Source organism: Variovorax sp. GW821-FHT09D07, from assembly GCF_059416345.1.
On sequence record NZ_JBWKOY010000001.1, the window covers coordinates 303,903 to 322,693 of the forward strand.

Annotated in this window: 15 protein-coding genes; 13 read left to right on the forward strand and 2 right to left on the reverse strand. The window is 68.3% G+C overall.

Annotation, left to right across the window (positions count from 1 at the left end; all coding sequences use genetic code 11):
- Positions 1–9 precede the first annotated feature (9 nt).
- Both AC07OX_RS01420 and AC07OX_RS01425 read left to right on the forward strand, forming a co-directional pair.
- A complete protein-coding gene (locus AC07OX_RS01420; RefSeq protein ID WP_495262543.1) occupies positions 10–459 on the forward strand; it encodes a DUF3592 domain-containing protein in 450 nt (149 codons plus the stop codon).
- A gap of 99 nt (positions 460–558) precedes the next feature.
- On the forward strand, positions 559–717 hold the full coding sequence (locus AC07OX_RS01425; RefSeq protein WP_070060790.1) for a DUF3309 family protein: 159 nt from the start codon (positions 559–561) through the stop codon (positions 715–717).
- Between the two features lie 46 nt (positions 718–763).
- Here the strand turns inward: AC07OX_RS01425 and hrpA are convergent, their stop codons facing one another.
- The gene (hrpA, locus tag AC07OX_RS01430) at positions 764–4,729 is read right to left on the reverse strand and encodes an ATP-dependent RNA helicase HrpA (protein ID WP_495262576.1); all 3,966 of its coding nucleotides are present in this window, start codon (positions 4,727–4,729) and stop codon (positions 764–766) included.
- Positions 4,730–5,081: 352 nt separating this feature from the next.
- Here hrpA and AC07OX_RS01435 point away from each other — a divergent pair, with 352 nt between their 5' ends.
- From AC07OX_RS01435 to AC07OX_RS01485, 11 genes are all read left to right on the forward strand, one after another.
- On the forward strand, positions 5,082–7,103 hold the full coding sequence (locus AC07OX_RS01435) for an AAA family ATPase (RefSeq protein WP_495262544.1): 2,022 nt from the start codon (positions 5,082–5,084) through the stop codon (positions 7,101–7,103).
- 43 nt (positions 7,104–7,146) lie between these two features.
- Complete coding sequence (gene argA, locus AC07OX_RS01440) at positions 7,147–8,493, forward strand: amino-acid N-acetyltransferase (protein ID WP_062470199.1); 1,347 nt, start codon at positions 7,147–7,149, stop codon at positions 8,491–8,493.
- A gap of 31 nt (positions 8,494–8,524) precedes the next feature.
- Entirely contained in the window at positions 8,525–9,172 is a 648-nt protein-coding gene (locus AC07OX_RS01445; RefSeq protein ID WP_495262545.1) for a LysE family translocator, read from the forward strand.
- A 121-nt stretch (positions 9,173–9,293) separates the two neighbouring features.
- Entirely contained in the window at positions 9,294–10,289 is a 996-nt protein-coding gene (locus AC07OX_RS01450; RefSeq protein ID WP_495262546.1) for a DUF3829 domain-containing protein, read from the forward strand.
- A gap of 58 nt (positions 10,290–10,347) precedes the next feature.
- Positions 10,348–11,559 (forward strand): succinyldiaminopimelate transaminase, encoded by a 1,212-nt coding sequence (gene dapC, locus AC07OX_RS01455; protein ID WP_495262547.1) that lies wholly within the window; start codon positions 10,348–10,350, stop codon positions 11,557–11,559.
- Between the two features lie 49 nt (positions 11,560–11,608).
- A complete protein-coding gene (gene dapD / locus AC07OX_RS01460; RefSeq protein ID WP_095745420.1) occupies positions 11,609–12,442 on the forward strand; it encodes a 2,3,4,5-tetrahydropyridine-2,6-dicarboxylate N-succinyltransferase in 834 nt (277 codons plus the stop codon).
- Positions 12,443–12,530: 88 nt separating this feature from the next.
- Positions 12,531–13,679, forward strand: coding sequence for a PilT/PilU family type 4a pilus ATPase (locus AC07OX_RS01465; protein WP_062470184.1), 1,149 nt, complete (start codon positions 12,531–12,533; stop codon positions 13,677–13,679).
- A gap of 25 nt (positions 13,680–13,704) precedes the next feature.
- A complete protein-coding gene (dapE, locus tag AC07OX_RS01470) occupies positions 13,705–14,892 on the forward strand; it encodes a succinyl-diaminopimelate desuccinylase (protein ID WP_495262548.1) in 1,188 nt (395 codons plus the stop codon).
- A complete protein-coding gene (prmB, locus tag AC07OX_RS01475; RefSeq protein WP_495262549.1) occupies positions 14,889–15,770 on the forward strand; it encodes a 50S ribosomal protein L3 N(5)-glutamine methyltransferase in 882 nt (293 codons plus the stop codon). Before dapE ends, prmB begins: the two co-directional genes overlap by 4 nt.
- Positions 15,771–15,911: 141 nt before the next feature.
- Positions 15,912–17,918 carry an ABC-F family ATP-binding cassette domain-containing protein gene (locus tag AC07OX_RS01480; protein WP_495262550.1) on the forward strand — a complete coding sequence of 669 codons (2,007 nt, stop codon included), beginning with the start codon at positions 15,912–15,914 and terminating at the stop codon, positions 17,916–17,918.
- Between the two features lie 90 nt (positions 17,919–18,008).
- Entirely contained in the window at positions 18,009–18,521 is a 513-nt protein-coding gene (locus AC07OX_RS01485; protein ID WP_139701662.1) for a hypothetical protein, read from the forward strand.
- 28 nt (positions 18,522–18,549) lie between these two features.
- Here the strand turns inward: AC07OX_RS01485 and AC07OX_RS01490 are convergent, their stop codons facing one another.
- The gene (locus AC07OX_RS01490) at positions 18,550–18,780 is read right to left on the reverse strand and encodes a helix-turn-helix domain-containing protein (RefSeq protein WP_062470169.1); all 231 of its coding nucleotides are present in this window, start codon (positions 18,778–18,780) and stop codon (positions 18,550–18,552) included.
- Between the last annotated feature and the right edge of the window lie 11 nt (positions 18,781–18,791).

Below are 18,791 nucleotides of genomic sequence, written 5' to 3' on the forward strand. Positions count from 1 at the left end.
GCCGCCCGAATGAACCCCACCCGCCTCATCACGCGCATCTTCACGCTCGTCGGCGCGCTCATGCTCCTCGGCGGCTGGCTGCTCTACCAGAACACCGCCAAGTTCATCGCATCGGCCGGCAAGGCGCAGGGCGAGGTGATCGCGTTGCAGTCCGCGGGAAGTTCGAGCCGCAGCAATTCGCCGACGTGGCGCCCGCTGGTGCGCTTCACCCTGCCGTCGGGCGCGATCGTCGAGTTCTCGCCGTCGAGCAGCAGCAACCCGCCGGCCTACGACAAGGGCGAAGTCGTCGGCGTGTTCTTCAACCCCGCGAACCCGCAGGACGCCCGACTCGACGGCTTCTTCGACCTGTGGGGCGGCGCCGCCATCGTCGGCGGTCTGGGCGCCATCTTCCTGGCGGTGGGCGTGGCCATGCACTTCCTGCTGGCAGGCGCACCGGTAAAGCGCCGACGCCCACGGTAGGACAGTCCTGACCGCGTCAGGGGCGGCTCTCCGGCGCTCGCGGCGCCCCGGGACGACGAGCATGGAGGCTCGTGACAACAACGTCCCAGGAGAAAAAACATGTCCCTCTCGTTCATTCTGCTGATCGTCCTGATCCTGCTGCTGATCGGCGCGCTGCCGAGCTGGGGTTACAGCCGGTCCTGGGGCTACGGACCCAGCGGCGGCCTCGGGCTCGTGGTGCTGATCCTGGTGATCCTCGTGCTCATGGGCCGCATATAGCGCCCGCGCCATCATGAAAAAAGCCCGCGTCGTCGCGGGCTTTTTTTTACGCCTGAAGCTGCGCCCAGGCCTTGTCGAGCCGCTTCACGCTCACCGGCTGCGGCGTGCGCAGCTCCTGCGCGAAGAAGCTCACGCGCAACTCCTCGAGCAGCCAGCGGAATTCGAGCATGCGCTCGTCCACCACGCCCTTGCGCTCGGCCACGAGGCGCCAGTAGCGCTGCTCCTGCGGCTTCAGCTCGGCCAGCTTGGCCGTGTCGCGCGCGGGGTCGGCGCGCAGCTTGTCCAGGCGCAGCACGATGGCCTTGAGGTAGCGCGCGAAGTGCTGCAGCTGTGTCCACGGCGCGTCGGCGATGAAGCGCTTGCCCACGAGCTTCTGCAGCTGCTGCGCTGCGTCCTGCACCGCCTCGGGCTGGACCTTCGTGTCCTTGATCTTGCGCGCCGCCGCTGCGTACTCCACGAGGATGACGCCCGCGAGCCGCGCCACTTCGTTGGCGATCAGCGTGAGCCGCCCGCGCCCTTCTTCGAGCCGCTTCTTGAAGACGAACTCGTCGGTGGGCAGCGGCTCCTGCAGGAAGGCGCGGTCGATCGCCACGTCGATGATCTGCGTGCGCAGTTCTTCCGACGTGCCCAGCGGCATGTAGGCGACCGACATCTTCTGCAGGTCGGGGATGTTCTTCTCGAGGTACTTGAGCGCGTCCTTCAGCTGCAACGCGAACAGGCGGCGCAGGCCGGCGCGGTGCTTCGCGGCCGCCACGGCGGGCTCGTCGAACACCTCGATGGTCACGGCATCGCCTTCGTCGCGCAGCGCCGGGAAGCCGACGAGCGACTGCGAACCGCGCCGCACTTCCATCAGCTCGGGCAGCTCGCCGAAGGTCCAGCTCGTGTAGCGCTGGCCGGCGGGCAGCGTGGGTGCGGCCTTCTCGGGCGCGGCGTTCTTCGCCGGGGCCTGGGCCCCGTTCGCAGGCGCGGCCTTGGGGGCCGGCGACGCCTTCACGTTGAGCCCCGCGAGCGCCTGGAACGCGCCACGCGCCTGCGCGCCCAGCTCGGCTTTCAGCGCGCCGAGGTTGCGGCCCATGCCCAGCTGGCGGCCGTGCTCGTCGACGATGCGCAGGTTCATGAACAGGTGCGGCGCCAGCATGTCGAGTTTGAAGTCGGCACGCTTCACATCGATGCTGGTCAGGTCGCGCACGCGCTTGAGCAGCACGTCGGTGAGCGAGCCGGTGCCGAAGAGTTCGGGCGCCGACAGCTCGTCCGCCAGCTTCGTGGCCGACTCGGGCAGCGGCACCAGCCGCGAGCGCGGGCGCTGCGGCAGGCTCTTGAGCAGCGCCTGGATCTTGTCCTTGAGCATGCCGGTCACCAGCCATTCGCAACGCTCTTCGTTCACCTGGTTGAGCACGAACAGCGGCACGCTGACCGTGAGGCCGTCCTTCGCGTCGCCCGGTTCGTGCAGGTAGCTCGCGGCGCAATCAACACCGCCCAGGCGCAGCGTGGGTGGGAACGACTGCGTCGTGATGCCGGCCGCCTGGTGGCGCATCAGCTCGTCGCGCGTGAGGTACAGCAGGCGCGGCTGGTCCTTCGAGGCGTGGCGGTACCAGTTCTCGAAGGTGATGCCGCTGGCCACGTCGGCCGGCAGCTGCGCGTCGTAGAAGGCGAAGATCAGTTCGTCGTCGACCAGCACGTCCTGCCGGCGCGCCTTGTGCTCCAGGCCTTCGACCTCGCGCACCAGCTTGCGGTTGGCCGTGAGGAAGGGGAACTTGCTTTCCCACTGACCGCCGACCAGCGCTTCGCGGATGAAGATCTCGCGCGCCGAGACCGGATCGACCTTGGTGAAATCGACGCGCCGCCCGCTGTACACCACGAGGCCGTACAACGTCGCGCGCTCCAGCGCCGAGACCTGCGCGCCCTTCTTTTCCCAGTGCGGGTCGAGCAGCTGCTTCTTCAGCAGGTGCCCCGCCACCTGTTCGAGCCACTGCGGCTCGATGTTGGCGATGCCGCGCCCGAACAGGCGCGTGGTCTCGACCAGTTCGGCCGCGACGATCCAGCGCCCCGGCTTCTTCTTCAGGTGCGCGCCGGGGTGCTTGTAGAACTTGATGCCGCGCGCGCCCAGGTAGGCCTCGTCGTCTTCCAGCTTCCAGCCGACGTTGCCGAGCAGGCCCGCGAGCATCGACAGGTGCAGCGGCTCGTAGCCGGCCGGCGTGGCATTGATGCGCCACTTGTGCTCGGTGACCACCGTGAGCAGCTGCGAATGGATGTCGCGCCATTCGCGCACGCGGCGGATGTTGATGAAGTTCTGGCGCAGCAGCTGCTCGTACTGGCGGTTGCTGAGCTTGTGCGTGTCCCCATGGCCGCCGCGCGCGTCAGCAATCCACTTCCACAGCCGCAGGTAGCCGCTGAATTCGCTCTTCTCGTCGTCGAACTTCGAGTGCGCCTGATCGGCCTGCTGCTGCGCGTCCATCGGGCGGTCGCGCACGTCCTGCACGCTGAGTGCGGAGGCGATGACGAGCACTTCCTCGAGCGCGCCGCGCGTGCGCGCTTCGAGAATCATGCGGCCCACGCGCGGATCGAGCGGCAGCTTCGCCAGCTCGGCGCCGGTGGCGGTGAGTTCGTTGGCATCGTCGACCGCACCCAACTCGTTGAGCAGCTGGTAGCCGTCGGCAATCGCGCGAGGCGACGGCGCTTCGAGGAACGGGAAGCGCGCCACGTCGCCCAGCCGCAGCGACTTCATGCGCAGGATCACGCCCGCGAGCGAAGAGCGCAGGATTTCCGGATCGGTGAAGCGCGGGCGGCCCGCGAAGTCCTTCTCGTCGTACAGGCGGATGCAGATGCCGTTCGCCACGCGCCCGCATCGGCCCGCGCGCTGGTTGGCCGCGGCCTGGCTGATCGGCTCGACCAGCAGCTGCTCGACCTTGCTGCGGAAGCTGTAGCGCTTGACGCGCGCCGTGCCGGTGTCGATCACGTAGCGGATGCCCGGCACGGTGAGCGAGGTCTCGGCCACATTGGTGGCCAGCACGATGCGGCGGCCGTGGTGGCTCTCGAAGATGCGGTCCTGCTCGGGGCCCGAGAGCCGGGCGAACAGCGGCAACACCTCGGCACTGCGAAGCAGCGGCTGGTGGCTGACGTGGCGGCGCAGGTGGTCGGCCGCCTCGCGGATCTCGCGTTCGCCGGGCAGGAAGATCAGGATGTCGCCGGCGTTGTGCGGATCGCGCCAGAGCTCGTCGACCGCGTCGGCAATGGCGTCGTTCAGGTCGTGCTCGCGCGACTCCTCGAACGGGCGGTAGCGCTGCTCGACCGGGAAGGTACGCCCCGACACCATGATCGTCGGCGCGGGGCCCTTGGCCGAAGCGAAGTGCTGCGCAAAGCGGTCGGCATCGATGGTGGCCGAGGTGACGATCACCTTCAGGTCGGGCCGGCGCGGAAGAATCTCGCGCAGGTAGCCCAGGAGGAAGTCGATGTTCAGCGAGCGCTCGTGGGCCTCGTCGATGATGAGCGTGTCGTAGGCCTTGAGCAGCGGATCGGTCTGCGTCTCGGCCAGCAGGATGCCGTCGGTCATCAGCTTCACCGACGCGTCACGGCTCAGGCGGTCCTGAAAGCGCACCTTGAAGCCGACCACGTCGCCCAGCGGCGTCTTCAGCTCTTCGGCGATGCGCTTGGCGACCGAGCTGGCGGCAATGCGTCGCGGCTGCGTGTGGCCGATGAGGCGGCCCTTGCCGGGTTCGGCATTGAGCTTGCCGCGCCCGAGCGCCAGCGCGATCTTCGGCAGCTGCGTGGTCTTGCCCGAGCCCGTTTCGCCGCAGACGATCACAACCTGGTGCGCCGCAATGGCGGCCATGATCTCCTCGCGCCGGCCGGAGACCGGGAGCGATTCGGGGAACTCGATGCGCAGGGGGGCGGGAGGTGTGAGGGTCGTCAAGGCAAGGCAGTCGTCGGTCGTTGCGCGCGGCGGCAGGCGGGCAAACCGCCAATTATCGCGGGGCCCCGGCGCTGTTGCATGGCATCCACAGCGAGGCCGCATGCAGCAGGTGGCGCAGAAAATTTCGTAAAGACTCTTTACTCTACCGCATGCCGCCGCTACGATCGCGGCCATGACCTCCTTCCTTGCCCCCCTTTCGATGCGCATCCGCTGCGCAAGCCGCGTCCTTGCACGCGGCGGGGTCAAGGCGACCCGCCCGGCCTGACGAAGCCCGCGCGCCGGCTTCAGCTTCCTTCGCGGAACTGAACGCCCACCGCTCGCGCTTCACTTCGGTCGAAGCGCGCCAGCCTGACCCGCACAGCGCCTGCACCACCGCCCTCCCCGCATCTCGCGTGGAGCAGCGGCCGCATTCCTGTTTCCGTGTCCCGAATCATTCGAAGAAAAAAAGAACCTCATGTCGCAACAAGACATTTCCCGTGACCTGCACACCACGCTGGCCGAGCGCACGCGCCACCTGCAGGCCATTGCCCATTCGCTGAAGGCCGAGCTGTTCGGCATCGACGAGATCATCGATCGCGTGATCGATTCGCTGCGCGCCTGGTACGTGCTGCCGCAGCTCATCAGCCGCCCGGTCGTCATCTGCCTGTGGGGCCTGACCGGCACCGGCAAGACGCAGCTCGTGCGGCGCCTGGCGCAGCACCTGGGCTTTTACGACCGCTTCATCGAAGTGCAGATGGACGGCTTCAGCCACGGCTCGGGGCACCGCACCGCCGGCTCGATCTCGGCCATGCTGGCCGAGTCGGGCATCGCCGAGGGCGCGCCCGGCATCCTCGTGCTCGACGAGTTCCAGCGCTTTCGCACCGTGGACGCCAGCGGCAAGGAAGCGCGCGTGGAGCGCTACCAGGACGTGTGGGCGCTGCTTTCGGACGGCCGCCTGCCGCCGTCGCTGTCGGTGCTCAGCGAGATCGAGTCGTCACTGGCCTGGGCCGAGTACGACCAGGACCGCCGCACCGATGACGACGACGAGGAAGACGAAGAGGACGGCGCCAAGGCCGGCAAGACCAAGCGCAAGCGCCGCCTGCAGCTCTCGCCCTGGGAAGCGCAGGAGTTCAAGCGCTGCCTGAAGCTGCGCGAGTCGCTGCTCGACATCATGACCTGGAAGCCCGACGAGATCCAGGCGCGGCTGCGCGCTTTTCGCGCCTCGCAGGACAACTGGGAAACCGACTACTCCAAGCTGCTGGTCTTCGTCTCGGGCAACCTCGACGAGATGTACGCCGAGACCGCCAAGCGGGTGGAAGACTGCGACACCGACGCCGACATCTTCCACGCGCTGACGAAGAAGCTCTCGCTCATCGACGTGAAGAAGGCGCTGGCCGAACGCTTCAAGCCCGAGCAGGTCGCGCGGCTGGGCAACAACCACGTGATCTACCCCTCGTTCAGCCGCGCCACCTACGTGCGCCTGATCCTGTCGATCTGCGACCGCTACGTGGGCGAGATCCAGGAAAGCTCGGGCGTGCGCTTCGTGCTCGACGCGAGCGTGTACGAACAGATCTACGCCAACGCCGTGTTCCCGGCGCAGGGCACGCGCCCGCTGTTCTCGTCGATCCACGCGATCCTGAGCGCGACGTTGGTCAACGCCGCGCTGTGGGCGCTCGAACAGGGCGCGCACGGCAGCGAGCCCGTGTGGCTGATGCTCGACCCCGGCGAGGTCACGCCCGGCGGCCCGCGCCTGGTCGCGCGCTTCCGGCTGGCGCGGCGCGAGTTCCCGGTGGCGCTGGAGCTGAACCGGCTCAAGCAGCGCGCCAACGCCGACTTCCGTGCGCTGCTCGCGGTGCACGAGGCCGGCCATGGCCTGGTGTACGCCCTGCTCTTCGGCCGCGCGCCGCAGGAGATCCGCATCAACGTGGCCTCGTTCGAGGGTGGCTACAACAGCTACGTGAAGCGCAAGGCCTGGTCCAAGCGCAACCTGCTGGACAGCGTGTGCGTGAGCCTGGCCGGCCGCGCGGCCGAGCGGCTGGTGTTCGGCGAATCGGGCTGCACCACGGGCGCCGAGCGCGACCTGATGCAGGCCACCGCCACGGCAGCGCGCCACGTGCGCCACCTGGGCTTCGGCACCCGCTGGAGCCGCACCGACGTGACGACCGATGCGAACGACAACCTCAACACCGACGTGGCAGCCACCAACCGCGAGATCGAGGCCATCCTGGCGCGCGAACACACCCGCGCGCTGGGCCTGCTCGAAGCGCACGCCACCGCCTTCATGGCAGTGGTCGATGCGCTGATGGCGCAGGGTTCGATCGCACCGGATGAGCTCGCCGGACTGCTCGGCCTGCCGCTGGCACCGGCCGCGCCGGCGGGTGCGGCCGAGGCGGCGGTGGAGCCGCTGGACGCCTACGCCGACCAGCTCGAGGCCTTCAAGGCCCGCGGCACGCCCGCCGCGGCCGGGGCCGGCCGGCTGCTGCGCGCCCTGGCATGACGCGCTGCACCAAAACCTTGCCAAGAATGCACAATCACGCCCCATGTCCACCGTCTTCAATTTCACCTTCGTGCCCTGGTTCCGCTCGGTCGCGCCCTACATCCACACGCACCGCGGCAAGACCTTCGTGGTCGCGCTCGCGGGTGAGGCCATCGCGGCGGGCAAGCTGCAGAACATCGCGCAGGACCTGGCCCTGATCCAGAGCATGGGCGTCAAGATCGTGCTGGTGCACGGCTTCCGACCGCAGGTCAACGAGCAACTGGCGGCCAAGGGCCACGAGGCCAAGTACTCGCACGGCATCCGCATCACCGACGCCGTGGCGCTGGACTCGGCGCAGGAGGCCGCGGGCCAGCTGCGCTACGAGATCGAGGCCGCCTTCAGCCAGGGCCTGCCCAACACGCCCATGGCCGGCTCGACGGTGCGCGTGATCTCGGGCAACTTCATCACCGCGCGCCCCGTGGGCGTGGTCGACGGGGTGGACTTCAAGCATTCGGGCCTGGTGCGCAAGGTGGACGCGGCCGGCATCCGCCGCACGCTCGACTTCGGCGCCATGGTACTGATGTCGCCCTTCGGCTTCTCGCCGACCGGCGAGGCCTTCAACCTGACGATGGAAGAAGTGGCGACCAGCGTGGCCATCTCGATCCAGGCCGACAAGCTGATCTTCCTGACCGAAGTGCCGGGCATCCGCGTGGACAGCGAACTGCCCGAGAGCGAGGACAACCCGATCGACACCGAACTGCCGCTGGCCGCCGCCGAGAAGCTGCTGGCCTCGCTGCCGCCCGCGCAGAAGCCGACCGACACCGCCTTCTACCTGCAGCACTGCGTGAAGGCCTGCAAGGGCGGCGTGGAGCGCAACCACATCCTGCCGTTCGCGCTCGACGGATCGCTGCTGCTCGAGATCTACGTGCACGACGGCGTGGGCACCATGGTGATCGACGAGAAGCTCGAGAGCCTGCGCGAAGCCACGGTGGACGACATCGGCGGCATCCTGCAGCTCATCGAACCCTTCGAACGCGACGGCACGCTGGTCAAGCGCGATCGCACCGAGATCGAGCGCGACGTGGGCCACTACACGGTCATCGAGCACGACGGCGTGATCTTCGGCTGCGCGGCGCTGTACCCGTACCCCGAGGCGAAGACCGCCGAGATGGCCGCGCTCACGGTGTCGCCGCAATCGCAGTCGCAGGGCGACGGCGAACGCATCCTCAAGCGCATCGAGCACCGCGCCAAGGCCATGGGCCTGGAGAGCATCTTCGTGCTCACCACGGTCACGATGCACTGGTTCCTCAAGCGCGGCTTCCAGCAAGTCAACCCCGACTGGCTGCCCGAGGCGCGCAAGCGCAAGTACAACTGGGACCGCAAGAGCCAGGTGCTGGTCAAGAAGATCTGAAGAAGAAACCCATCCGAAGAAAGACGCCCCGATGACGCTCGCCACCGCCCTGCTGTTCGCCATCGTGGCCTTCGCCGCCATCGCCACGCCCGGCCCCACGGTGCTGCTGGCCCTGAGCAACGGCTCGCGCCACGGCGTGCGACGGGCGCTGCCGGGCATGCTCGGCGCGGTGCTGTCCGACTTCGTGCTGGTCGGTGCCGTGGCGCTCGGCCTGGGCGCGTTGCTCGCGGCCTCGGAGTTCTGGTTCTCGATGCTGAAGTGGGTCGGCGCGGTCTACCTGGCCTGGCTCGGGCTGCGCATGCTGCGCTCCCAGGGCGGCTTCCAGCTGCCGCGCGCGGACGCCGCGGCCACCGTCACTGCGGTCGAAAGCCGGCGCATCTTCTTCAAGTCGTTCCTGGTGGCGGTGACCAACCCCAAGGGCTACATCTTCTGCTCGGCGCTGCTGCCGCAGTTCATCGACCCGACCGCCGCGCAGGCGCCGCAGTACCTGATCATTGCGCTGATCTTCGCGGGGCTGGACATGGCGGTGATGCTGGCCTACGCCTTCGTCGGCGCCCGCGCGATCCGGCTGCTCACGGTGTCGGCCACGCGCTGGATCGACCGCGCCTGCGGCGGCATGCTGCTGGCGCTGGCAGGCTCGCTCGCTTTCTACCGGCGCAGCGCGGCCACCGCCGTCTGACCCATCCCGCCCCCTCGACCGCTGTCCTCAGGCAGCGGCGCTCCTCCCCACGATGTTTTTCCGGCAAACCGCCGTCCCGCGGCCTGCCCGTGCTGTTTTTTTCAACGGAGGAAATGAAAGAATGAAGAACTACCAGACCCTGCTGGGTGCCACCCTCGTCGCCGTGTCGGCGCTCGTCGCGGGCTGTGGCGACAAGGCGGACAAGACCGCCCCGCCCGCTTCCGCCGAAGCCAAGCCGGCCGCCCCGGCCGGCAACGACCAGCAGCAGCTCGTCGAGAAGTACAACCTCTACGTCGACGTGTCGAACAACCTGCGCACCTCGTTCCAGGAAGCCCGCGAAAGCTACGTGACCGGCCAGGTGCCGCTGCTGCAGGCCAAGGCGCCGCTCACCAGCCTGCGCATCCAGAACGACATCCTGGTCGACCGCTCGGCCAAGAAGCTCGATGCCGCCGCCGCCATCGCCGCGCCGCTGCCCGAGATCGACGAATCGGCCAAGGCCTTCTCGGCCGCGCTCAAGGTGCTGTCGCCCCTGAGCCGCGAGCTGAACGACTACGCCAATTCCAAGGGCTACCTCGCCGACAACGGCGACAAGGCACGCCAGATGAGCGCCGACTACCTGGCCGCGCTCACCTCCGTCGCGCAGGCCGAAGCGGCCTTCGACAAGGGCCTGAGCGCCCGCGACCGAGCGCTCACCAAGGAAGCCTTCGAGAAGGCGCCCAAGGACACCGCCGCCTACTACCGCGCCGGCCTGATCTACCACGGCAAGCTCAACCACGCCGACGCCATGGCGCTGTTCGCCGCGCCCAACGACCCGCAGGCGCTGGCCGCCTTCGAGGCCTCGCTGGCGCTGGTGGCCGACTCGGCCGCAGGCTGGAGCAAGAAAACCAGCGAGCAGTCGACCCAGAACGGCAAGAGCTGCAGCGGCGGTATGCTGCAGATCAACGAGTTCATCGGCCAGTCGCGCTCGGTGATCAAGGACGCCAAAGACGGCGTGTTCAAGCGCAAGGAAACCGGTGCGATGGCCCGCATGGGCCGCTCGGCCATCGTCGACGCGGCCAACCGCTACAACCAGAATTTCGCCAACATGATCGGCCAGTTCAACCGCCCGCTTTGCTGAGCGGGCCAAGGGGCACGGGGCGTGCGGGCCGCCCGCCCCGTCGCCGATAATCCGGGGCATGAATCCCTTGCTTGCCAAATTGCAGCCGTACCCGTTCGAGCGGCTGAAGCAGCTGTTCGCGGGCGGCACGCCCGCTCCCGAATTCGCCCCCATCAGCCTGGGCATCGGCGAGCCCAAGCACGCCACGCCGGCCTTCATCAAGGATGCGCTGAGCGCCGGCCTCGGCGCCCTCGCCGCCTACCCGGCCACCGCCGGCGAGCTGAAACTGCGCACCGCCTTCACCCATTGGCTGCATCGCCGCTACAGCCTGACGCTCGACCCGGCCACCCAGGTGCTGCCGGTCAACGGCTCGCGCGAGGCGCTGTTCTCGCTCGCCCAGACCGTGGTCGACGCCAGCGCCCACCCGAAGCCGGTGGTGATGTCGCCCAACCCGTTCTATCAAATCTACGAGGGCGCGGCCCTGCTCTCGGGCGCCGAGCCGTACTACGTGCCCAGCGTACCCTCGCGCAACTTCGCCGTCGACTGGGACAGCGTGCCGGACGACGTCTGGGCCCGCACCCAGCTCGTGTTCGTCTGCTCGCCGGGCAATCCCACGGGCGCGGTGATGTCTCTGGACGAGTGGAAGAAGCTCTTCGCGCTGTCCGACCGCCACGGCTTCGTGATCGCCGCCGACGAGTGCTACAGCGAGATCTACTTCCGCGACGAGCCCCCGCTGAGCGGCCTGGAAGCCTCGATGAAGCTCGGCCGCCCCGATTTCAAGAACCTGATCGCGCTCACCTCGCTGTCCAAGCGCAGCAACGTGCCCGGCCTGCGCAGCGGCTTCGTGGCCGGCGACGCGGCCCTCATCAAGGGCTTTTTGCTCTACCGCACGTATCACGGCAGCGCCATGAGCGGCGCCGTGGCCGCCGCCAGCATCGCGGCCTGGGGCGACGAGTCGCACGTGGTCGACAACCGCGCCCAGTACCGCGCCAAGTTCGCTGCCGTCACGCCGCTGCTCGAACCCGTGCTCGACGTGCGCCTGCCCGACGCCAGCTTCTACCTCTGGGCCGGCGTGCCCGAAGTGTGGGCTGGCGACGACGAAGCCTTCGCCCGCGCGCTCTACGCTCAATACAATGTCACGGTTCTGCCGGGGAGCTATCTGGCGCGCGACACCGACCACAGCGCCAACCCGGGCCGCGGTCGCATCCGCATGGCGCTGGTGGCCGAAACGGCCGAGTGCGTCGAGGCCGCCCAGCGCATCGTCCGGTTCGTCAAAGACGGCCGCCGCTGACCCCCTGTCGCCCCGCTTCCCTGCCCCTTTTTCACCCGAGACTCTCTCCATGACACAGCAACTGCAACAAATCATCGACGCCGCGTGGGAAGACCGCGCCAACATCTCGATCACCGCCGCCCCCGCCGAAGTGCGCGACGCCGTCGAGCACGTGATCACCGAGCTGAACAACGGCAAGCTGCGCGTCGCCACCCGCCAGGGCGTGGGCCAGTGGACCGTGCACCAGTGGATCAAGAAGGCCGTGCTGCTGTCGTTCCGCCTGAAGGACAACGAGCAGATCCAGGCCGGCTCGCTGGGCTTCTACGACAAGGTGCCGACCAAGTTCTCGCACCTGTCGGCCGCCGAGCTGAAGGAATCGGGCGTGCGCATCGTGCCGCCGGCCGTGGCCCGCCGCGGCAGCTTCATCGCCAAGGGCGCGATCCTGATGCCTTCGTACGTGAACATCGGCGCCTACGTGGGCGAAGGCTCCATGGTCGACACCTGGGCCACCGTCGGTTCGTGCGCGCAGGTCGGTGCCAACGTGCACCTGTCGGGCGGCGTGGGCCTGGGCGGCGTGCTCGAGCCGCTGCAAGCCAACCCGACCATCATCGAAGACAACTGCTTCATCGGCGCGCGCTCCGAAGTCGTCGAAGGCGTGATCGTCGAAGAGAACTCGGTGCTGGGCATGGGCGTGTACCTGGGCCAGAGCACCCCGATCTTCAACCGCGACACCGGCGAGATCTCGTACGGCCGCGTGCCCGCCGGCAGCGTGGTCATCAGCGGCAGCCTGCCCAAGAAGACCAAGTCGGGCCAGGACTACAGCACCTACGCCGCAGTCATCGTGAAGACGGTCGACGCGCAGACGCGTTCGAAGACCAGCCTGAACGACCTGCTGCGCGACTGAAAACGCACCCACCACCGGCCGCCTGCTTCAACGCGCGCGGCCGGTTCGCTTCTTCCCTGAGAAAAAACAGCACCGAGGAGAGAGACCGATGAACATGATGGAACGGATTCTTCGTTTGATGGCCGAGCGCAAGGCCTCCGACATCTACCTCTCGGCCCACTCCCCGGTGATGATCCGCATCAACGGCAACTGCCTGCCCATCAATGCGCAGGTACTGCCGCCGACCGCGCCGCTGGCGCTGCTGTCGGAAGTGGTGCCCGAAGCCCGCATCCAGGAACTGGAAAACACGGGCGAACTCAACATGGCCGTCGCCCTCGAAGGCGCCGGCAACTACCGCATCAGCGCCATGCGCCAGCGCGGCAGCTACGCCGTGGTGGTGCGGCACATCGCCTCGGTCATCCCCAGCTTCGACGACCTGAACCTGCCCGACATCCTGAAGTCGCTCATCATGGAAAAGCGTGGGCTGATCCTGATGGTGGGCGCCACCGGCGCCGGCAAGACGACCACGCTGGCCTCGATGCTCGACTACCGCAACGAGCACGCCAGCGGCCACATCCTCACGGTCGAGGAGCCGATCGAGTTCACCTACACCAACAAGAAATCGCTGGTGAACCAGCGCGACGTGGGCAGCGACACCACCTCGCTGCAGGTGGCCCTGAAAAACGCGCTGCGCCAGGCGCCCGACGTGATCCAGATCGGCGAAATCCGCGACCGCGACACCATGACGGCCGCCATCGCCTATGCGCAGTCGGGCCACCTGTGCGTGGCCACGCTGCACGCCAACAACAGCTACCGCGCGCTGAACCGCATCCTGAGCTTCTTCCCGGTCGAGGTGCGCCCCACCCTGCTGGGCGACCTGGGCTCGGCGCTGCGCGCCGTGGTGTCGCAACGCCTGCTGCGCACGCCGGCCGGCGGGCGTGTGCCCGCGCTCGAAGTGATGCTGAACACCGCGCTGGTCGCCGACCTGATCGAAAAGGGAGACTTCTCCGGCGTCAAGGAAGCCATGGAGCAGTCGATGGCCGAAGGCTCGCAGACCTTCGAGGAAGACATCGCCCGCCTCATCACCGAGGAACGCGTGACCCGCGAAGAAGGCCTGGCCAACGCCGACTCGCCCACCAACCTGATGTGGCGCCTGCAGAACCGCGACGCGCCCAAGAAGCAGGCCGAGGATCGCGACCTGACCGACCAGCTCGACGAACCGACTTTCACCGACATCACGCTAGACGTGAAGTTCTGACCGCCCCTTAATCCCCGCTCCCTCGATGTCCCGTACGCTCCAGCTCGCCGAACAACTGATCTCGCGCCCTTCCGTCACCCCCGACGACGCGGGTTGCCAACAGATCCTGGGTGAACGCCTCGCCGCGCTGGGCTTCACGCTGGAAACCATCGAGAGCGGCCCGGCCGATTTCCGGGTCACCAACCTCTGGGCCGTGCGCCGCCCCACCAACGGCAAGGCCACGAAGACGCTGGTCTTCGCCGGCCACACCGACGTGGTGCCCACCGGCCCGCTCGACCAGTGGAGCAGCCACCCGTTCACGCCCACGCATCGCGACGGCAAGCTCTACGGCCGCGGCGCCTGTGACATGAAGACCTCGGTCGCGGCCTTCGTGACCTCCATCGAAGAATTCCTGCAGGGCGAGCCCGACCCGACCCTCACGCTGGCGCTGCTGCTGACCAGCGACGAGGAAGGCCCGGGCGTCGACGGCACCGTGATCGTCTGCAACGCGCTGGCCGCACGCGGTGAAACCATCGACTACTGCATCGTCGGCGAGCCCACCTCAGTCGCGCGTTGCGGCGACATGATCAAGAACGGCCGCCGCGGCACCATGAGCGGCAAGCTCACGGTGAACGGCGTGCAGGGCCACATCGCCTACCCGCACCTGGCGAAGAACCCGGTGCACGCGGTGGCGCCCGCGCTGGCCGAACTGGTGGCGATCAACGCCGCCGGTGGCTGGGACGCGCAGAGCAACCCCTACTTCCAGCCGACCAGCTGGCAGATCAGCAATTTCCACGCGGGCACCGGCGCGAGCAACGTCATTCCGGGCAGCGCGGTGATCGACTTCAACTTCCGCTTCTCGACAGAGTCCACGCCCGAATCGCTGCAGCAGCGCGTGAACGCCGTGCTCGACGCGCACGGCGTCGACTGCACGCTGGCCTGGACCGTCGGCGGCCTGCCCTTCCTGACCACGCCGGGCGAGCTCGTCACGGCCGTGCAGGCGGCGATCCGCGAAGAAACCGGCCTGGACACCGAGCTGTCGACCAGCGGTGGCACCAGCGACGCGCGCTTCATCGCCAAGATCTGCAAGCAGGTGGTCGAGTGCGGCCCGGTGAACGCCAGCATCCACAAGATCGACGAGCACATCGAGGTGGCCGAGATCGAGACGCTGAAGAACATCTACCTGCGCACGCTGCGCGGGCTCGACGCGGCGCTTGCGCAAGGCGCCCGATGAGCACCGTCATCGAACTCATCGAAGCCGGCGCGAAGCGGCTCGAAGAGGCCGGCGTGGCCTTCGGCCATGGCACCGCCAACGCCTTCGACGAAGCCGCCTGGCTCGTGCTGTGGCGCCTGAAGCAGCCGCTGGACGACATCGACGCCGTGGCCGACACCCCCGTGTCGCCGGCCGACGCCGCCAAGGTGGCGGCCCTCATCGACGAGCGCATCGCCACGCGCAAGCCCGCCGCCTACCTCACGAAAGAAGCCTGGCTGCAGGGCGTGCCCTTCTACGTGGACGAGCGCGCCATCGTGCCGCGCAGCTTCATTGCCGAGCTCATCGCCGATGGCAGCATCGACTACTGGCTGGGCGAACACACGCAGCGCGTGCTCGACCTGTGCACCGGCAACGGCAGCCTCGCAGTGCTCGCGGCGCTCACCTACCCGGATGTGACGGTCGATGCCGCCGACTTGTCGACCGAAGCGCTCGAAGTCGCCGCCATCAACGTCACGCGCCACGCGCTCGACGCCCGCGTCACGCTGATCGAATCGGACGGCCTGAAGAACGTGCCCGGCACGTACGACCTCGTGCTGTGCAACCCGCCCTACGTGAACAGCGCCAGCATGGCCGCGCTGCCCGCCGAATACCGCGCCGAGCCCGAGCTGGCGCTGGCCGGCGGCACCGACGGCATGGATTTCGTGCGGCAATTGTTCGCCGACGCGCCCGCCCGCATGAGCGAGCAGGCCGTGCTGGTATTGGAAATCGGCAACGAGCGCGATTATTTCGAGGCGGCGTTTCCGCAGCTCGAGGTGGTCTGGCTCGAAACCTCGGCCGGCGAAGACCAGGTGTTGCTGGTCACCCGGACGGCGCTGCTGGCCGGCGCCGGCGTGCGTTAGCGACGCCCGCCGCCCCCGCTTCACCGCCTTGCACGCAGCCTCCGGGCTGTGCCCCCTTTCATCGGGTGATGTCCGCCTTTGCCCCTTCGCGCCGGCTCGCTGAAGGCCGGACGGGATAATCCCCCCTACGGTTCCTATTTCATGATTACTCTCAAAAACGTCATTCTTCGCCGCAGCGCCAAGAAACTGCTGGACGGCGCCACCGTCAATCTCAACCCCGGCGAAAAGGTCGGCCTGGTGGGACGCAACGGCGCCGGCAAGTCGTCGCTGTTCGCGCTGTTCAACGGCACGCTGCACGAAGACGGCGGCGATTTCTACATTCCCAAGCAGTGGCGCATGGCCCAGGTCGCGCAGGACATGCCCGAGACCGAGGAGTCGGCCACCGACTTCGTGGTCGGCGGCGACACCCGCCTGACCGAGCTGCGCGCCACGCTGGCCGCCATCGAGGCCGCCTACGCCGAGAACCCCGACGACGCCGACATCGGCATGGAGCTGGCCCACGCCTACACCGACCTGGCCGATGCCGGCGAGCACGACGCCGTGCCGCGCGCGCAGGCGCTGGTGCTCGGCCTGGGCTTCAAGTCGCACGAGCTCGACGAGCCCGTCAACAGCTTCTCGGGCGGCTGGCGCATGCGCCTGCAGCTGGCCCGCGCGCTGATGTGCCCGAGCGACCTGCTGCTGCTCGACGAACCGACCAACCACCTGGACCTGGACGCACTCGTCTGGCTCGAAGCCTGGCTGCAGAAGTACGCCGGCACCATGATCGTCATCAGCCACGACCGCGAGTTTCTCGACGCCGTGACCGACGTCACGCTGCACATCGCCAACGCCCAGCTCACGCGCTACGGCGGCAACTACAGCAAGTTCGAGGACATGCGCGCGCTGCAGATGGAGCAGCAGCAGGTGGCCTTCAGCAAGCAGCAGGACAAGATCGCCCACCTGCAGAAGTTCATCGACCGCTTCAAGGCCAAGGCCAGCAAGGCCAAGCAGGCGCAAAGCCGCGTCAAGGCGCTGGAGCGCATGGAGAAAGTGGCGCCGCTCCTGGCCGAGGCCGACTTCACCTTCGAGTTCAAGGAGCCGGGCAACATCCCGAACCCGATGCTCTCGATCGACAACGCCAGCTTCGGCTACGAGGTTGAAGGCGAAGCGCCCAAGACCATCCTGCGCGGCGTGAGCCGCTCGGTGCTGGCGGGCCAGCGCATCGGCATCCTGGGCGCCAACGGCCAGGGCAAGTCGACGCTGGTGAAGACCATCGCGCGCGAAATGGGCGCGCTGGCCGGCCAGGTCACCGAAGGCAAGGGCCTGAACATCGGCTACTTCGCGCAGCAGGAACTCGACGTGCTGCGCCCGCAGGACAACCCGCTGGAGCACATGGTGCGCATGGCGCGCGAACTGGGCAGCAATGCCAAGGAAGCCACCGGCGAGCAGGCCCTGCGCGGCTTCCTGGGCAGCTTCAACTTCAGCGGCGACATGGTCAAGCAGCCCGTGGGCACCATGAGCGGCGGCGAAAAGGCCCGCCTCGTGCTCGCGATGATGGTCTGGCAGCGTCCCAACCTGCTGCTGCTGGACGAGCCCACCAACCACCTGGACCTGGCCACCCGCGAGGCCCTGGCCGTGGCGCTCAACGAGTTCGAAGGCACGCTGATGCTGGTGAGCCACGACCGTGCGCTGCTGCGCTCGGTGTGCGACGAGTTCTGGCTCGTGGGCCGCGGTGTCGTTGCCGACTTCGACGGCGACCTGGACGACTACCAGCGCTACCTGCTCGACGAATCCAAGCGCCTGCGCGAAGAGGCCAAGGTGGCCGTGCGCGAAGCGGACGCCGTGGCGGCGGCTGCTGCGGCCGCCGCTGCTGCTGCAGCGCCAGTGAAGAGCAGCAACACCCCCGAGCAGCGCAAGCAGGACGCCCAGGAGCGCCAGCAGCGCAGCGAGCAGGCCAAACCGCTGAAGAAGGAGATCGCGAAGATCGACGAGCGCATGGCCGCGGCCAGCACCGAGCGCAGCACGCTCGAAGCCCGGCTGGCCGAACCGCTGCCGCCCGCCGAGATCGCCGATGCCGGCAAGAGGCTGAAGGCGCTCAACGACGAGATCGCGCAGCTCGAAGAGCGCTGGCTGGCGCTGTCCGACCAGCTCGAAGCGCTGGCGGCATAACCCCTTGCGCCCGCACGGCCCGGCCGGCTTCCACCGGCGCGGGCCGGGTAGCATGGCACGCTCAGGGAACCCGCCAAGGAGCCACGCTGCATGCCTTCTTCGATCGAACTCGCCCGGGGCGATGAAAAACTCATCGCGGCCATCCACCGCAGCCGGCGCCTGATCGGCCGCAAGGCCCTCATGGCCGCCGCCGCCAGCGCCGTGCCGCTGCCCGGCGTCGACTGGATGGCCGACGCGGCGCTGCTGTCGCGCCTGGTGCCGCAGATCAGCGCCGAGTTCGGCCTCTCGGTCACCCAGGTCGAAAAGCTCGCGCCGCACCAGCGCGAGCGCATCCAGAAGGCCGCGACCACGCTGGGCGCCTTGCTCGTGGGGCGGCTCGTCACGCGCGAGCTGCTCATGAAGCTGGCCCGGCACGCCGGCATCCGCCTCACCGCCAAGCAGGCCACCAAGTACGTGCCCATCGCCGGGCAGGTCGTGTCGGCCGCGCTCGGCTATGCCGCGCTGCGCGCGCTGGGCGAACAGCACATCAAGGACTGCGTGCGCGTGAGCACCACGCTGGCCCTGACGCCGCCCGAGCCCGCCGAACGGCTCAAGCCGGCCTGATCCGGCCACTTCCGGCTCAGTGGCCGGCTCAGTCGCCGGCTGGCGGCGGCCCGTAGTGCGGGGCCGGCCGCAGCGCCTCTTCCTTCATGCGCTGCTCGTAGGCGGCCAGCAGCGCGACGTAGTGGCGCGACATCACGTCGCTCACCCGCCCCAGCCCGATCTTGCTGACCGTGGGCTGCGGAATGCCCGTGCGTTCCTGGATCTGCTTTTGCGTCAATCCGAGCGCCCGCAGCGCCTGCACCAATTCGCGTGGCTTCATATCGATCCTCC